The 15171-nt window shown below is 62.7% G+C and carries 19 protein-coding genes; 10 read left to right on the top strand and 9 right to left on the bottom strand.

Annotated elements, in window-relative coordinates; genetic code table 11:
- Positions 1-133 precede the first annotated feature (133 nt).
- Together AC5ZG5_RS33210 and AC5ZG5_RS33205 are read right to left on the bottom strand one after the other, a co-directional pair.
- Complete coding sequence (locus tag AC5ZG5_RS33210) at positions 134-709, bottom strand: glutathione peroxidase (protein ID WP_456645239.1); 576 nt, start codon at positions 707-709, stop codon at positions 134-136.
- 309 nt (positions 710-1018) lie between these two features.
- Positions 1019-2602: a L,D-transpeptidase gene (locus tag AC5ZG5_RS33205; protein ID WP_456645238.1), complete on the bottom strand. Its 1584-nt coding sequence runs from the start codon at positions 2600-2602 to the stop codon at positions 1019-1021.
- A 240-nt stretch (positions 2603-2842) separates the two neighbouring features.
- Between AC5ZG5_RS33205 and AC5ZG5_RS33200 the strand changes: the two genes are divergently transcribed.
- The 4 genes from AC5ZG5_RS33200 (at position 2843) to AC5ZG5_RS33185 (ending at position 4863) form a co-directional block, all read left to right on the top strand.
- Positions 2843-3391 carry a CreA family protein gene (locus AC5ZG5_RS33200; protein ID WP_456645237.1) on the top strand — a complete coding sequence of 183 codons (549 nt, stop codon included), beginning with the start codon at positions 2843-2845 and terminating at the stop codon, positions 3389-3391.
- A 193-nt stretch (positions 3392-3584) separates the two neighbouring features.
- On the top strand, positions 3585-3770 hold the full coding sequence (locus AC5ZG5_RS33195) for a hypothetical protein (protein ID WP_456645236.1): 186 nt from the start codon (positions 3585-3587) through the stop codon (positions 3768-3770).
- A gap of 428 nt (positions 3771-4198) precedes the next feature.
- A complete protein-coding gene (locus AC5ZG5_RS33190; RefSeq protein ID WP_456645235.1) occupies positions 4199-4360 on the top strand; it encodes a hypothetical protein in 162 nt (53 codons plus the stop codon).
- A gap of 98 nt (positions 4361-4458) precedes the next feature.
- Positions 4459-4863, top strand: coding sequence for a hypothetical protein (locus tag AC5ZG5_RS33185; protein WP_028165871.1), 405 nt, complete (start codon positions 4459-4461; stop codon positions 4861-4863).
- A 136-nt stretch (positions 4864-4999) separates the two neighbouring features.
- Here the strand turns inward: AC5ZG5_RS33185 and AC5ZG5_RS33180 are convergent, their stop codons facing one another.
- The 3 genes from AC5ZG5_RS33180 to pdxR are packed head-to-tail and all read right to left on the bottom strand — an operon-like array spanning position 5000 to position 6967.
- Positions 5000-5260 (bottom strand): DUF6719 family protein, encoded by a 261-nt coding sequence (locus tag AC5ZG5_RS33180; RefSeq protein WP_456645234.1) that lies wholly within the window; start codon positions 5258-5260, stop codon positions 5000-5002.
- Entirely contained in the window at positions 5260-5412 is a 153-nt protein-coding gene (locus tag AC5ZG5_RS33175) for a hypothetical protein (protein WP_196237334.1), read from the bottom strand. The genes AC5ZG5_RS33180 and AC5ZG5_RS33175 overlap by 1 nt, the downstream gene beginning before the upstream one ends.
- Positions 5413-5467: 55 nt before the next feature.
- Complete coding sequence (gene pdxR, locus AC5ZG5_RS33170) at positions 5468-6967, bottom strand: MocR-like pyridoxine biosynthesis transcription factor PdxR (protein ID WP_456645233.1); 1500 nt, start codon at positions 6965-6967, stop codon at positions 5468-5470.
- 77 nt (positions 6968-7044) lie between these two features.
- Here pdxR and AC5ZG5_RS33165 point away from each other — a divergent pair, with 77 nt between their 5' ends.
- The gene (locus AC5ZG5_RS33165) at positions 7045-7767 is read left to right on the top strand and encodes a pyridoxamine 5'-phosphate oxidase family protein (protein ID WP_130227941.1); all 723 of its coding nucleotides are present in this window, start codon (positions 7045-7047) and stop codon (positions 7765-7767) included.
- A gap of 44 nt (positions 7768-7811) precedes the next feature.
- Positions 7812-9089, top strand: coding sequence for an ArgE/DapE family deacylase (locus AC5ZG5_RS33160; protein ID WP_456645232.1), 1278 nt, complete (start codon positions 7812-7814; stop codon positions 9087-9089).
- 102 nt (positions 9090-9191) lie between these two features.
- On the opposite strand, the gene AC5ZG5_RS33155 is transcribed toward AC5ZG5_RS33160, so the two are convergent.
- The gene (locus tag AC5ZG5_RS33155; protein WP_456645231.1) at positions 9192-9974 is read right to left on the bottom strand and encodes a cobalamin-binding protein; all 783 of its coding nucleotides are present in this window, start codon (positions 9972-9974) and stop codon (positions 9192-9194) included.
- A 120-nt stretch (positions 9975-10094) separates the two neighbouring features.
- On the opposite strand from AC5ZG5_RS33155, the gene AC5ZG5_RS33150 reads away from it, so the two are divergent.
- Both AC5ZG5_RS33150 and AC5ZG5_RS33145 read left to right on the top strand, forming a co-directional pair.
- Complete coding sequence (locus tag AC5ZG5_RS33150) at positions 10095-10493, top strand: PaaI family thioesterase (RefSeq protein WP_456645230.1); 399 nt, start codon at positions 10095-10097, stop codon at positions 10491-10493.
- Between the two features lie 165 nt (positions 10494-10658).
- Positions 10659-11276: a GNAT family N-acetyltransferase gene (locus AC5ZG5_RS33145; RefSeq protein WP_456645229.1), complete on the top strand. Its 618-nt coding sequence runs from the start codon at positions 10659-10661 to the stop codon at positions 11274-11276.
- A gap of 70 nt (positions 11277-11346) precedes the next feature.
- Here AC5ZG5_RS33145 and AC5ZG5_RS33140 read toward each other — a convergent pair whose 3' ends face one another.
- Both AC5ZG5_RS33140 and AC5ZG5_RS33135 read right to left on the bottom strand, forming a co-directional pair.
- On the bottom strand, positions 11347-11649 hold the full coding sequence (locus AC5ZG5_RS33140; protein ID WP_028165863.1) for a hypothetical protein: 303 nt from the start codon (positions 11647-11649) through the stop codon (positions 11347-11349).
- A 374-nt stretch (positions 11650-12023) separates the two neighbouring features.
- Positions 12024-12728, bottom strand: coding sequence for a DUF2161 domain-containing phosphodiesterase (locus tag AC5ZG5_RS33135; RefSeq protein ID WP_130227946.1), 705 nt, complete (start codon positions 12726-12728; stop codon positions 12024-12026).
- A 192-nt stretch (positions 12729-12920) separates the two neighbouring features.
- Between AC5ZG5_RS33135 and AC5ZG5_RS33130 the strand changes: the two genes are divergently transcribed.
- Positions 12921-13628 (top strand): GrlR family regulatory protein, encoded by a 708-nt coding sequence (locus tag AC5ZG5_RS33130; RefSeq protein ID WP_456645228.1) that lies wholly within the window; start codon positions 12921-12923, stop codon positions 13626-13628.
- A gap of 9 nt (positions 13629-13637) precedes the next feature.
- Here the strand turns inward: AC5ZG5_RS33130 and fabG are convergent, their stop codons facing one another.
- Positions 13638-14318, bottom strand: a complete 681-nt coding sequence (gene fabG, locus AC5ZG5_RS33125) for a 3-oxoacyl-ACP reductase FabG (RefSeq protein WP_456645227.1) — start codon at positions 14316-14318, stop codon at positions 13638-13640.
- A gap of 123 nt (positions 14319-14441) precedes the next feature.
- Here fabG and AC5ZG5_RS33120 point away from each other — a divergent pair, with 123 nt between their 5' ends.
- The gene (locus tag AC5ZG5_RS33120; protein ID WP_456645226.1) at positions 14442-15152 is read left to right on the top strand and encodes an SGNH/GDSL hydrolase family protein; all 711 of its coding nucleotides are present in this window, start codon (positions 14442-14444) and stop codon (positions 15150-15152) included.
- Positions 15153-15171: the final 19 nt, after the last annotated feature.

Raw genomic sequence — 15171 nt, 5'->3', positions numbered from 1 at the left:
TAGAGCTATCGTGCGGGTGGAGGTATCCAAAGCCCGCTCGAACTGCCGCCCACCCCAACTAATAGTAGCCTAGATGGTCACACCCCGCCAATGCAACGGAGGCCGACTTCCTGCACAGGTAAATTGCAGGGGATCAGGCCGCCGCCAGCGCCCGGGCGATGGTGGTCTTGACCCTCGTGTCCTCCGGCGCAACCTGTTCAGGGAAGACGTCGGCGATGTAGCCGTCGCGGCCGATCAGATATTTGTGAAAGTTCCAGCGCGGGACATCCTTCGGACGCGCCTCGGCAGCCCATCTGTAGAAGGGATGCGCATTGGGGCCTTTCACGACGGCCTTGGCCGCCATTGGGAAGGTGACGCCATATTGGTGATGCGCGGTCTCGGCGATTTCGGTGGCGCCGCCGGGCTCCTGGCTCCCGAAATCGTTGGAGGGGACGCCGATGATGATCAGGCCACGGTCGCGGAACTCCGTCCACAGCGCCTGCAGCCCCGCATATTGCGGGGTGAAGCCACAGAGCGAGGCGGTGTTGACGATCAGGAGCGGACGGCCAGCATGCTCGGCAAGCCGGATGTCACCGCCCTCCAGCGCCGGAAACGAGAAGGCATAAGCGGTGACCCGGCTCATCGCCGGCTCCGCTCGCAAGCTCCGGGAGTACAAAGGTCCGGCCAATACCGCCACCGCACCCGCGACAAAAATCCTGCGGCTGATCATGGCCATTCCCCTTCAGCGTGAAGATTCGGTGAACAATAACCCGGCCGGGTGGAGCGGGGCTTTCAACAAGACGTTACGGCGGAGAGGCGAAGCCGTGCTTGCGGCGTCGATTTGCGTGTCATTCCGGGGCGCGCGAAGCGCGAGCTATGATGTGCAATTGCACATCAGAGAATCCATTCATCCGCACGTGTTGTGGCCCGATGGATTCCGGGTCTGCGCCTTCGGCGCATCCCGGAATGACGGAGGAGAGAGCCTCAATTTATTGTGCTGGAGAAGGCCGGAGCTGGTCTGCGCTCCCAGCCAAGACGTTCAGCGCAGCGGGATGATGAAGTCCGTGCCTTCGCCGGTCTCGCCCTGGTTGATGCCCTGGTCGGAAACGATGATCGAGCCGCCCGTGGTCAGCGCCTCGTTGACGCGCGCCATCGCGTCCTGCGGGATGGTGATGCGGTCGAGCGCTTCTGCCGGGCTGCTCGCGAGCGGCTGCGGCTTGACCTCGGCGGAGGCCGTCGCGCCGCGGCGGCGCCGTCCCGGATAGGCATCTTCCTCGAGCCGCGCCGCTGTGCGTGCAGTCGGCAACGAGACGACCGACCAGCGCAGGAGGTTGGGATCGCTCTTGTCGACCCGGGCGGTGAACACATGCGTGCCCAGCGGCCGGTCGCCAGGCGCGATCACCACGGGCACCTCGAACAGCGGCGCAAAATTCTGCCGAACGTAAAGCTTGGAATCCTTGCGGCTGATCAGGACGGCGATCTGGCCGGTCCGCTTCGGCTGATCGAGCTTTGCGGCGGCCGGCAAACGTGAACCATCCTTCTTGACGTCGGCAGCGGGCGCGTCGCCCGGCTTGGCGGGCTCGGCCGCTTGCTCGGACTCCTTGGGCTCGGTCGATTTGGCGGCGTCGACTTTCGGTGCATCCTGCTTGACCGCTTCGGCCGTTCTCGCGGCTTTCACACGTTCACCGGCAAGGATTTCGGATTTCGAAGCTTCCGTGCTGGCAGTGATGTCGATCGGATTCTGCTCGCCGGCTGAGTTCGCTTCGCCGACCGCGCTGTTGTCCAGCCGGGTGGCCGGCATCGCACCGCTAGCGTCCGCAGTATGGGTCTGCTCGCGTAGCGATGTTTGCAACTCGGCATGACCCACGGTGGCGCGCAGCTCGATACCGGGTTCGTTGGCAGGCTTGAGCTCCGCGCCCTTGTCGCCCTTGACGCCAAGCGGAGCATCCACCTTCGGTTCTTCGGCAACGGGTTGCGGCGCCACCTTTTGCGTGGCGAGCAGCGGATGCGAGAAAGCAGCGGGCGTGATTTCGCCGGGCGTGACGATGACGCGGGCGCCCATCTTGGTCCAATTCCACATCTTGATCGCGAATGACATCGGCATCCGGATGCAGCCGTGCGAAGCCGGATAGCCGGGCAGCACGCCGGCATGCATCGCGACACCCGACCAGGTGATCCGCTGCATGTAGGGCATCGGCGCGTTGCTATAGATGTTGGAGTGATGGAATTTGTGTTTCTGGATGACGCTGAAGATACCCATCGGGGTGGAGTGGCCCTTCATGCCGGTCGAGACCGGGCTCTCGGCAAACAGACCGTTGGCGTCAAAGACCCGCATCTTCTGGTCATGGATCGAGACCGTGATGATCAGCGGAGTCTGAGGCTTGATACCGGTTTCTTTCTGCGGGGCTGCAGCTTTTGCAGCGGGCTTGCGCGGCTTCTGCCGCCGCGGCTGAATCTGCGGCTCGGGCTGATAGTAGGTGGGATCATAGTCACGGTAGTAGTAGAGCGCGGCATCCGCCTGCGAGGCGGCGCCGAGCGTGCCTACCGTCGCCAGAAGCGCGATCTTCCAAGCCCGTTCACTTGCAGTATGCAATGTTGAAACCCGACGTCCGCTCACGCGCATAGTCCTTAAGATTCCCAGTCCGCTATTGGTTGGTTGTCGCAGAGGCGAAATACGTTCACCAGCGCAGGCACTTTAACCCTTCTGTGATCGTAGCGCTTTTCGTAGAAAGCGTAGCAAAAAAGCCTCACATTAGGTTAAACCGGCCAACGCGCCTCTCAATGCGCGCAGCCTTTCCTTTCAGCCTTTTCTTGCAGCCTTTTCGCCATACATAGGCCGCGCCAACAACGTAGCGGAGCCATCATGCACGCCAAAGCCATCACTTCTCCGCAACTGCCTTGGAAGAGGCTGGCTTTGGCCACAGTCGTCCTGGCGCTGGGACTGGTGCAGGCGGCAGTCGCTGCCGACGAGCCTGACCTGATCTTCCGTCGCTCCACCGTGTTCAAGTGGATTTCGCCCAACGACAAGCTCGCGACCTATGGTGTCGACGATCCCGAGGTCGAGGGTGTGGCCTGTCATTTCACGGTGCCGGAGAAGGGCGGCTTCAAGGGCTGGCTGGGAGTAGCGGAGGAAGTCTCCGACATTTCACTGGCTTGCCGGCAGATCGGCCCGATCCGCTTCAAGGACAAGACGAGCCAGGGCGACGACATGTTCCGCCAGCGCCGGTCCCTGTTCTTCAAGAAGATGCAGATCGTCCGCGGGTGCGATGCCAAGCGCAACGTGCTTGTCTACATGGTCTATTCGGACAAGCTGATCGAAGGCTCGCCGAAGAACTCGACCTCTTCCGTGCCGATCATGCCGTGGGGCGCGGCCGACGCTGTCGTGCAGAAGTGCGGCGACTTCATCCAGTAGTGGAAGAAGGGCTAGAGCATTTTCGGTTCTGATTGAATCAGAACCGAAGCTCTAGATTCTTGTTTTGACGCGTTTTCTTCACGCGAACCGCTGTCCACCCTCGGATCAAGTCCGAGGGCATGCTTCGCTCGAAAACGTTCTAGAACTGCCGTTTCTTCCAGTCGGACCCTCGCATGCTGGCCTGGAGGCGGGCTTGGGGATCGCGGCAGCCCACGAGGCGCACAAGCTTCTGCTGCGCGCATTCATTGTCACCCATGACGTGGATGTCCTGCTGCGACATCGCACCCGCCATCTGCTGCTGGCCGGGTTTGCGGGTCGCGGTTTCCTTGCCAACATCGATGTTGCCATTGCCCACGACTGCGATCCTTCGTTGGATTGAGAGAAGTAGCTAACGCGCGACCATCAACAAAGGTTGCGAGTTGTGCGACTGAGTCGGTGGAGCAAGCTGTTGGGTTCAGTTCGCTGCAGTGCTCCTAGCGGCCAAAGATTAAGAACTCGCGACGTTGTTGATCGGCACCCTGATAATCTAGCGCCAAACCGCGGTTGCCGGCGTTGATCTATGTCATTCGCGCGGTGATCATTTCTTCGCTGGTGGCGAGGCACGGCACGAGGGTGCTGGTGTACCAGAAATGCGGGTGCTGAAATCATTGCGTTTTCTGCCCCAATGTTTCGTCGCGCCGAGCCCACGAAACAATTCGGCAGTGGAATGAAACCATTTTGAGGTTTTCGCGCAGATGTCCGGAAACAGGGCGTGGTTATCAAACCGCCGTACGACGGCGGGAACGTTGGAAGACCGGAGACAGCCAAATGCGGACGATCAGCTTCATCCTTGCCTTCGCCTTCGTCCTGGCTGGACCCTCAATGGCCGGGTCCTCCAACAGCGACCTTCCGGGGATCGGCAGCTTCTCTTATATGGGTTCGCCGATTGCAGGCGCCACGACTCAGGCTATCGTCGTTGCCGCCAACTGAGCTCCTTGTTTGAGCATAATCTTTTCGGAAAACCGGTTTCCACTTTTCCGGATCATGCTGTGAGAAGTCTGCAGGAAAGCCGACGGTAAATGAACTGCATGCTCTTGCGCACCTGTCTCGCCGTCATCGCGGCATCGATCATTTCTGCCAGTTCGGCGCAAGCGCAGGCGCCGACAGCGCATCAGACCCAGCCGGTGCAATTCCGCACCCTGTTCAAGGTGCTGCCCGACCCGCGCGGTGAATTCGTGCGCCAGTGCGCCCCCCACATGCTTGGCCGCTGGGCGCATCCGGAAGCTGTATGCGGCTGTCTGCATGATTATGCTGCCGCCACCGTCGAGGATCCCGATCTGCGCGAAGCCTTGCTGCGCGGGATCAGCGAGACCGGCGTGCCGACGATCGAGACCGACTGGGTGCCGCCGTCAAAGCAGTCCGAGATCGGCCCGACCTTCACCAAGATCGCGAAGCCGACGCTGCAGTGCATGTTCGATCCGGCGACGGAGTGAGCGGCGTTTCTCGATCATCCCACGAGGTCATCGCCCGGCCTTGACCGGCGATCCAGTATTCCGCGGCGCTTCTTGCGCGCACAACTGGCAATGTTGGTTACTGGATCCCCCGCCTGCGCGGGGCATGACGGACACCTCAGCGCTTCTTGGTGCCGAGGCGCGGGATGCATTTGCGCACGCGCGTCACGCCCTGGCTCGTCATCTGCGAGCCCGAGACTTCCTTGATCTGGCCCGCAGGGCATGATCCATCGTCGACCATCACGCGCTGGCCCAGCCGCAAATCGATGATGTCCTGCTCGCGTCCCAGCACCTGGGCCGACGCTGACAGCGGTGATGCAAGCCAGCCAAGCAGCACGATGCAACCGACGCGCAGAACTCTTTCCGAAATCATCAGCATCACTTGCCTTGGATCTTCAACCCGTCGGGGCCGACGTTGATCTGGAAACCTTCGGGCTGCTTCTTGGCCTGGTAGAGCTGGTAGCTGAGCACGCCGATGACGGCGAGCAGCACACCGATGATCAGATACAGGACGTTGCGATTGCCGGGCATCCGGTATCTCCGCCGTACAGCTTTCATTTTCAGCTTAATGAGGCGCCGGCGATTCTCATAGAGCCGCGCGCGACGTTGACGTTTTGGCGACGCGGGCTCTCGGCTTACGGCTCTCGCGCAGCGCGGTGAGCGAGGCCTTCGCCAGTCGTTCGGCCGATGCTTTCAGTTGCGGAAGGTCGTGGCCGGCAAACCCCAGCACGAAGCCGGGCAGGGGACGCGCACGATGATAGGTCTCCGCGAGCAGCCAGCCGTCGACCTCGGCCGCGCTCCTGGCCTCTGACGCGACGAGCGGTTCGGTCGATGGATCGAACCGTGCCACCAGATGCAGACCCTGCGAGGGCACCGGCACCGACAGCTCGCCTTCGGAAGCCGCCGACAGCGTCGAGGCCAGCACGTCGCGGGCCTCGCGGTAGAGCCTGCGCACCTTCTTCAGGTTGGCGGCGAAGGCCCCGGAGTTGAGCATGTCAGCGACGGCGCCTTCCATCAGCGTGCCGGGAAAGCGATCGAGCGCGGCGCGGGCCGCCGTCACCGAGCCGATCAATTTTTCAGGCAGCGCGCAATAGCCGACGCGCAATCCCGGAAACAGTGTCTTGGCAAATGTGCCCATGTAGATGACGCGCCGCAGATGGTCGATGCCGGCGAGCGACAGCAGGGGAGCGCCGTCATACCGGAATTCGCTGTCGTAATCGTCCTCGAACACGAAGGCATCGGCGGCCTTGGCCCAGTCCAGCAGTTCCAGCCGGCGCGGCATCGACATCTGCACGCCGAGCGGAAACTGATGCGACGGCGTCACATAGGCCGCACGGGCCGCCGGCGCGCGGGCCCGGCCGTTCGCAACCACCATGCCCGATGCGTCGACCGGAACGGAAACCGCGCGATAGCCGCAATGCTCGATGGTTCGGCGCGCGATCGGATAGCCTGGATCCTCGCACCAGATCTGGTCGCGCGGCCTAAGGATCGCGCTGAGCACGATCCGCAGGCCGTGCAGCGTGCCGGACGTCAGCATGATCTGCTCGGGATCGCAGCGCAGGCCGCGCGCCGACAACAAATGGTCGGCGATTGCGGCGCGGAGCTCGCGGCTGCCCCTGGGATCGCCGTAGTGGAAATGCTCGGCGCTGAAGGCGCGCATCCTTCGGCCGACGAAGGCGCGGAAGCGCTGCAGGGCGCGGCTATCGATATGCGTGCAGCCAAGCGCCAGCGCGCCTTGCTGGGGCGCATCGATGGTGATCTTCGGCTTCGGTGCCTCGCGGGCTCGCGCAGGGATGCGCGCCGCGACGAACGTCCCCGAGCCCGTGGTCGCCACTGCGAACCCGTCCGCGATCAAACGCTCATACGCGGTGACGATCGCGTTGCGGCGAAAGCCGGTCTGCTTTGCGAGAGTGCGGGAGGGCGGTAGCGGCTCGCCGGGTTTGACGATGCCGCCGAGGATGGCGTGGCAAAGCGCCTGGTAGAGGCGCTGCTGGGCGGAAGCGCCTGGTGTGACATGCGGTCCGGAAAGGTCGAGCGGCAGCTCGGCCTTGCGCGGCGACGCAGAATTGGTCGAAATTTTTCGCATGGAATTGGCACTATCGCAGACCAAATCCGGCGCTACAACTGCTTCGAAACGTTCAAAATCCAGAAACAGGAGCTGCCGTGAGCGAAGGTGCTGCCGCCTCTTATCCGCTGTCACCACGAAACCAGGTGAAGCGCCGCCATGATCGCGGCTTCTATGATCATGAAACCGTGCACCGCATCCTCGATTCCTCGATGCTGTGCCACGTTTCCTATGCGATCGACGGCCAGCCCTATTGCACGCCGACCTTCTTCTGGCGCGAGGGGACCAAGCTTTACTGGCACGGCAGCAGCGCGAGCCGCATGCTGAGGAACCAGTCCGCGGGCCAGAGGGTCTGTCTCACGGTTGCGCATCTCGACAGCCTGGTGCTGGCGCGCTGCGGCTTCAATCATTCGGCGGACTACCGCGCGGTGATGGCGTTCGGGACGGCCTATATCGTCACCGATCCGGATGAGAAGCAGCGCGCGCTGGTGGCGATGGTCGACCGCTTCTTTCCCGATCGCACCGCGAGCCTGCGGCCGAGCAATACGCAGGAGATCAAGGCGACCTCCTTCATCGCGATGGAGATCGAGGAGGCCTCCGCCAAGATCCGCGCCAAAGGCGTCGCCGACGATGATGAGGATTACGAGCTCCCGATCTATGCCGAGCGCATTCCGGTGCGCACCGTGCTTGGCGCGCCGGAGCCGTGCTCGCGGCTGCTCGACGGGGTGACGCGGCCGGCGTCGCTCGACGGCTATTCGGAAGGCAGGCTGCTCGAAGAAGCATTGCGAGATGCCTATTTTGCGCAGTACCCCGGTGGCTGAGATCACGCTATAGCGTTGATCGAACCTGGAGTTGGAGCCGCCGCATGAGTGCCGATACGCAACAAAGGATCCTGGACGCCGTTGATGCCGGATTCGATGCGCAGCTCGCGACCACGAAGGAGTTCGTCGCGATCCCATCGACGCGTGGCGCGGAAGGTCCGTGCCAGGACATGATCGGCGATCTCCTGCGCGCACGCGGCTACGAGGTCGACGACTGGCATATCAATGTTGACGATCTGAAGAAGCTGCGCGGCTTCGGCCCGATCGAGCATGATTTCTCCAGGGCCCGTACGGTGGTCGGCACCTATCGGCCGCCCAGCAATGGCGGCAAATCGCTGATCCTGCAGGGGCACTGCGACGTGGTGCCGACCGGCCCGCTCGACATGTGGGAGACGCCGCCATTCTCGCCCACCATCAAGGATGGGCGCATGTATGGCCGCGGCGCCTGCGACATGAAGTCGGGCACGATCGGCGCCCTCTATGCGCTGGATGCGATCAAGGCGGCACGCTTGCGCCCAACGGGGCGGATCCACTTCCAGTCCGTGATCGAGGAGGAGAGCACCGGCGTCGGCGCGCTCTCGACCCTGCAGCGCGGCTATCGCGCCGATGCCTGCTTCATCCCGGAGCCGACTGACAACAAGATGATCCGCTCGCAGGTCGGCGTGATCTGGTTTCGGCTGAAGGTGCGCGGCTTCCCCGTGCATGTGTTCGAGGCGGGCGCCGGCTCGAACGCGATCATGGCGGCGTATCACTTGATCCATGCGCTGGAAAAGCTCGAAGCCGAATGGAACGAGCGCGCCAAGGCCGACCGGCACTTCAAGGACGTCGCGCATCCCATCAACTTCAATCCCGGCATCATCAAGGGCGGCGACTGGGCGTCCAGCGTGCCGGCCTGGTGCGACGTCGACTGCCGCATCGCGGTGCTGCCGGGCTGGTCGATCGCGGAGTGCCAGAAGGAGATCCTGGCTTGCGTCGCGGCGGCCGCGCGCGGCCATCGCTTCCTCTCCAACAATCCGCCTGAGGTGCAGTGGTCGGGCTTCCTGTCCGAGGGCTATGAGCTGACTGATGCAGCCGAGCCGGAAGCGGCGTTCGCGAAGGCGTTCGGCGCCGTCTATGGCGGCACGGTGGAAGACCGCGCCTTCACCGCGCTCACTGACACCCGCTTCTATGGATTGAACTACAACATCCCGAGCCTGTGCTTCGGAGCCAGCGGCGCGGCGATGCACGGCTTCAACGAATATGTCGACCTGGAGTCGCTGCGCAAATCCACCAAGGCCACCGCACTGTTCATCGCGGAATGGTGCGGGGTGGAGAAGGTATAGGCTCCCTCCGTCATTGCGAGCGCAGCGAAGCAATCCATGCCGCCGCGCGTGGAGAAATGGATTGCTTCGCGTTGCTCGCAATGACGAAGGCGAGAGCGAGGCTCACGACGGCCACAGCGCCGCTACTATCGCATCCAATCCATCGGTGAGCGCGGCTGGACCGGGCTGCAAAATGATCGTCGACTTGATCTCGACGATGCGGTCGTTACGCACGGCGGGAATCTCGCTCCAGCCGGGACGGTTGCGGATGCGATCGGGCACGACCTTCTTGCCGCACCAGGAGGCGAGGATCACATCGGGCGCGGCGTCACGCACAATCTCGGCCGCAATGATGCGGTCTTTCGCTGCCTTCTGTAGCCGCAAGCCTGGCAGTGCGTCTTCGCCGCCGGCGATCTCGATCAACTCTGAGACCCAGCCGATGCCGCTGATCAGGGGATCGTCCCATTCCTCGAAATAGACTTTTGGCTTTGGCTGCGAACGCGGCGTCGCGGCGATGCCGGCGAGGCGCTGCTCAAAGCTCGTCGCAAGCTGGTCGCCGCGCTCGGCGGCGCCGACCATGGCGCCGAGGGTGCGGATCATCGCCATGATGCCGGCAACGTCGCGCTGGTTGAAGACGTGGACGTCGACGCCGGCGCGCACGAGATCGGCGACGATGTCAGCCTGGATGTCGGAGAAGGCGAGCACGAGGTCCGGCTCGAGCGCCAGGATTTTCGGGATGTCCGCCGAGATGAACGCCGCGACGCGCGGCTTCTCGCGGCGGACCTGTGGCGGCCGCACTGCATAGCCGGAGACGCCGACGATGCGGTCCTGCTCGCCGAGCAGATACAGCGTCTCCACGGTCTCCTCGGTGAGGCAGACGATCCGGCGGGGAGGGAAGTGGCGCATCGGAAAATCTCTCTCATTGGCGCATCGTCACATCGGCCATTACCTCGGACGTCATTGCCTGATTTACCGGCTCCGTCCATTCTCCGCCGCTGCCGCGCGCACAACAAAACGGGAGGACGCATGACGCCGCTGGAAAAGATCCAATCGATGAAAATGCCGTTTGCGGAACTGAAGGGCGTCACGTTCACAGAGGCCGACAAGGACCGCGTGGTGGCGAAGATGCTGGTGCGACCGGACCTCTGCACGCTGCATCACACCATTCACGGCGGCGCGGTGATGGCACTTGCGGACTCGGTCGGGGCGGCTGCGACCGTGATCAATCTGCCCGAGGATGCCAAGGGAACCACCACGATCGAGAGCAAGACCAACTTCATCGGCGGCGTCAAGGAGGGGAGCACGGTGATCGCCATCGCCACGCCTGTGCATCGCGGCCGGCGCACGCAGGTCTGGCAAACTCGGCTGGAAACCGAGGACGGCAGACTGGTCGCCGTCGTGACCCAGACTCAAATGGTACTTTAGTACGCGCGCCATCCTGAATTCATCAATAAATTCAGGATGAAAGATCAAGTGAATCCAAATGCAACATTTGGTGAATCTAGGTACTTGAATTTCATGCTGCGACGCACAATATTGGGCATCTAGGGATTCGACGCCTCCTCGAGGGCTACCACGAGGAGTTATGGAATGAACTACGATTCTACCCGTTCGGCGCCGGCCAAGGGCACTGTTCGGACGCTGAGCCAATCGGAATTACCGCTTCTGCAGGACCATCTGCTGAGGCTGGACCGAACCAGCCGCTATGATCGCTTCCATGGCTTCATGGATGACGGCTTCATCAAGCGCTACGCCGAGAAATGCGCCAACGACGGCACTGTCATCATCGCCTATTTCGAGGACGGCGTGGTGCGTGGTGCGGCCGAATTGCATCCGCCGGAGCAATCGCCGGACGGAGAGCCTGAGATCGCCTTCAGCGTGGAGCGCTCGGCGCGCCGCAAGGGCGTCGGCAGCATCCTGTTCCGCAATGTGATCGCGGAGGCGCGGGCCAAAGGCTATCGTTCACTCCGGATCACCACCGGCGCGCAGAACCAGGCGATGCGTGCGCTCGCCAGCAAGTTTGGCGCGAAGCTGACCTTCCGCCACGGCGAATCCACCGGCAGCATCGATCTTGCGCGGCATGGCCAGCCGGAACTGGTCCCCGCGACGACCGTCGCGCCGCTGGAGGCCGCGCGCGCGATCGCCGATCTCAACCGCGCCTATTGGCAGATGGTGTTCAAGATGTACGGCTGGGGCCGCGCCGCCTGATCGGCGCGCGCACTCGTGCGCCCCAATTCTGCGGGCAATTCGCTCAGGTGAACGAATCGCCAATCGCAGTTCAGGTGCCAGTGCGCTTGTCGTTGCCGAACCGCCGGACCACGCGCCGCTCGACCACGACCGCGCGCTGCGCGCCTTGCTCGCCCGTGATCACGCGGGTCGCCGACCTCGCGGTGGTGCGCGCCGTCTTCTTCACCTCAGCCAGCACCTCCTCGTAAGGGAGGCCCATCAAGGCGGACGCGATCTCGGCCTGTTGCTCAAGGTCGTCGGTGATGCCGACGGCGGCGAAGATCGCTTCCTCCAGCGTCGGCGGATCGCGCCTCACGCGTCGGGGACCATATTTCGTTTGCCAGTCTTCGCTCATCGGGGCCTCACTGGGAGCGGGATGACGGTTCCATCAGTCGTCATCCGCCCGCCGCTTCGTTTTGAGCATGATCTCCGCGCAAACGCTTCGTCTGTCGCGAGGAAATTCCGGTAGCTATTTTCCGGATCATGCTTTGGGCGGATACCTAGGCTGCATATTGTTGCATTGCAATATGAAACTGACATGGCAATCCAGCCATGCACGGTAGACCTTCTCCAGATCATGATCCGATTGGACAGAATCGGATCATGATCTGATCTCTTTGTTTGAGCATGACCTTTTCGGAAAACCGGTTTCCGCTTTTCCGGATCATGCTCTGTTTACCCCGCCTCATCGCGCGATCGTGACCGGTTATGCACCGGAATCGTGCGTCGCTACGCGGTCGTCATCCGGATCGAGGGCGCTGTTTCGATGGCCGCAGCATCAACCGGCGGCTGTGGCCAACGTTTCAACGCGGCGCGGCCCGCTTCGGTCAGCACATAGATTCCACGCTCGGCGCGGTCGAACCAGCCGTAGACATTGTGCAGCAGGATCTTGCCGGCATCCGGAATATCCACCCGGAGCTCGCGCACGCGCCGCGGTCCATTGGCGAGCGCTGACGCGCAGGCGAGCGCCTGCTGGCGGTAGGCCGTCATGATCGGCGAGCGCGTGCTGCCGCCCATCACGGGATCGCCCTTGCGGCGATTGTGCTCGGCAACCAGGCGCGAGCGCTTCTTCGGATCACGGCGCGGCGCCGTGGTCGGCGGCTTCACCAGCACCTCGACCTCGCCGGCGCTGGTCACTCCCAGCATGCCGAAGCCGAGGCGGCGGCAGAGATTGCGGTAGCGCGCGTCGCTCTCGCGGCCTTTGCCGCGCGACGACAATTTGGCGGCGATCCAGATCTCGTCGCAGGCGCCGGCGCGACCGACCGCCTGCAGGATCAGTTCCAGGTTGAAGGTGAGCTTCAGCTCACCGACCACGACGACCGGCGGATCGTCGCCGCTGAGCGCCACGAGGTCGCAGCCGCCGATCTCGCCCTTCACCGTGAAGCCGAGCTTTTCGAGAAATCGTTTGACGGGCAGATAGAGCGAGGTTTCCACGCGCAAAACTCTCCAGTCGCGAAATGCCGCGACTCAGTTGCAGAAGTTTACCGCAAAGCGTTTGCCGGGACGGTGGCAAAACGGTTAGTCTTCGTGCGGGACGACTAGACCAAATGGCAATCGGTGAGCCTGCGCGAGCAAACGGTCCGCGCGGGGTATGGTGCATTTGTCGCGTGAGAAGCAGGCGCCAGGGTGCTGCAGGGACTATACAAATTCTCGTTCAGGACAGTGCGGGGCACTGGCTGCGGCGTGATGTTCGCAACCACCTCCGGCAAGTTCTATGGCGGCAATTCCGGTTCGTCCTTCATCGGCAGCTACACGGAGGAAGGCGGCATCATCTCATCCGAGGTGAAGATGACGCGCCACAACCACGATCCGAGCTATGTGCCGATGTTCCCGGTCGACAACATCGTCATGACCTTCAGGGGCACGCACAAGGGCGACGAGGTTCATTTTGAAGGCGGGACCACCGCCTTACCCGGCGTCGTGTTCACGGCGATCCTGACCCCGATCAACGACAAGGATGCGCCTGCGCCGGGCAAAGTCGGACCCGACGGCATCGGCAACGGGCTCTATTCCATCCACATTCGCATGCTCGATGGGCTCGACGGCGGCAATACCGGCGTGATGATGCTGCATGACGGCCGCATCTGGGGCGGCGACGCCTATTTCGACTATATCGGTGCCTACACCGCCGCGAACGGCCGGTGGAAGGGCGAGATCGTCAACCGCGAGCATACGCCGAGCCTGGGAGAGCGACCGCTGTTCGGCCGCCACGAAGTCGGCATCGGCTTCTCCGGGACCTACGATTCCGAAGGTGCCGAAGCTGAAGCCACTGCGCTCGCTGGCAAGCGCAGCGTCCGCTTCAAGGCGGTGCTGAAGAAGCTGGTGGAGGCGTGAGCGAGAGAGTCAAACGCGGCCATTCACCGGCAACAGCGCGCCGGTGACTGCGCTCGCTGCGTCGCTTGCGAGGAACAGGATGACGTCGGCGAGTTCCTTTGGCGCCACCCATTTTGAGAAATCCGCCCTCGGCATGCTGGCGCGGTTTGCTGCGGTGTCGATGATCGAAGGCAACACGGCGTTGACCGTGATCTTGCCCTTGTGCTCGGCGGCGAGCGCTTCGGTCAGGCGGTGCACGCCGGATTTGGAAGCTGCATAGGCGCCCATGCCGGCGCCTGCCTGCAGTGCACCGAGCGCGCCGATATTGATGATACGCGCGGCGCTGGACGCAAGAAGATGCGGGATCGCCGCGCGCGAGGCGTTGAGCGCGGTCGTGACATTGAGCGCATACATCCGCTGCCAGGTTGCGGGATCGCCGTCTGCGACCGTCTCGAAGGCAAAGCCGCCGGCGATGTTGATGAGTGCATCGAGCCGGCGGAAATGCGCCGCCGCCGTGTCGATCGCCTTTTTTGCCTGGGCTGCGTCGGTCAGATCAACGCCGCCGAACTCGATCCGATCCGACGTCGGCGAAAGCGATGACGGCGCGTGATCAATGCCGGACACGCGTGCGCCACGCGCCAGGGCTTCCTCAGCGACCACCTTGCCGAGCGCACCGGACGCGCCGGTGATGACGATAACTTTTCCGTTCATGAGACAGCTCCGCACTACCCGGGCAGACAGACTAAACTCAGCAGAAATTCATTTGCAATGCCGGCAAAATCGTCGCGAAATAGGCCCTCAACGTTAAATAGTATTTAATTTGTGAGGCCCGAAATGATTGACAATTTTGCAGATGCCGAATTGCCTGATCAGTTGATCGCCTTCAAATATCCGCTGACACGCCTGGCCGAGGCGCTTCGGCACGGCCGGCCGCTTAAGATCGTGGCGATGGGATCATCGTCGACCGCTGGCCGGGAAGATGTCTTGCCTTATCCATACTGGCTGGAAATGTATTTGAGGCGCGCCAGCGATAATCCAAGGATCGATGTGCTCAACAGGGGGGTAGGCGGTCAAGAGGCGATCGAAGAACTGGATCGCTTCGATTCGGACATTTTCGCCGAAGCGCCGGCACTGTCACTGGTGATCTGGCAGGTCGGCACCAACGCCGTCTTCCACAAGGAGAAGTACAACGTCGACGACGTCGCGGAGAAAATTGCCGTCGGCGTAGACCGGCTTCGTGCCCATGCAGGCCAGATGGACGTGCTACTGATCGATCCGCAACATGTCCCGGCGATGCTGATCGACGATAAGGCCGAGCTTTCCGAGCGCATGGTCTCGCTGATCGCCGCAGTGGCAGAGCGGGCAGGAGTCAATGTGTTTCGCCGCTGGGCGCTGATGCAGCATTGGCACGCGCAGAACAATATCGGTTTCGATCGTATGGTGGACCCGACCGATCCCGATCGATTGCATCAGAGCGACGGCAGCACGCTCCGGATGTCTAGGGGCCTTAACGATGCTATCCGGAAAGCTGCCGCCGTAGCGTAGCCATGCACGTAAGACTACG

It is taken from the genome of Bradyrhizobium sp. Ses1, from assembly GCF_059512365.1.
Note: the sequence above shows the minus strand (reverse complement) of the source record. Positions and strands in the feature narration are given on the sequence as shown.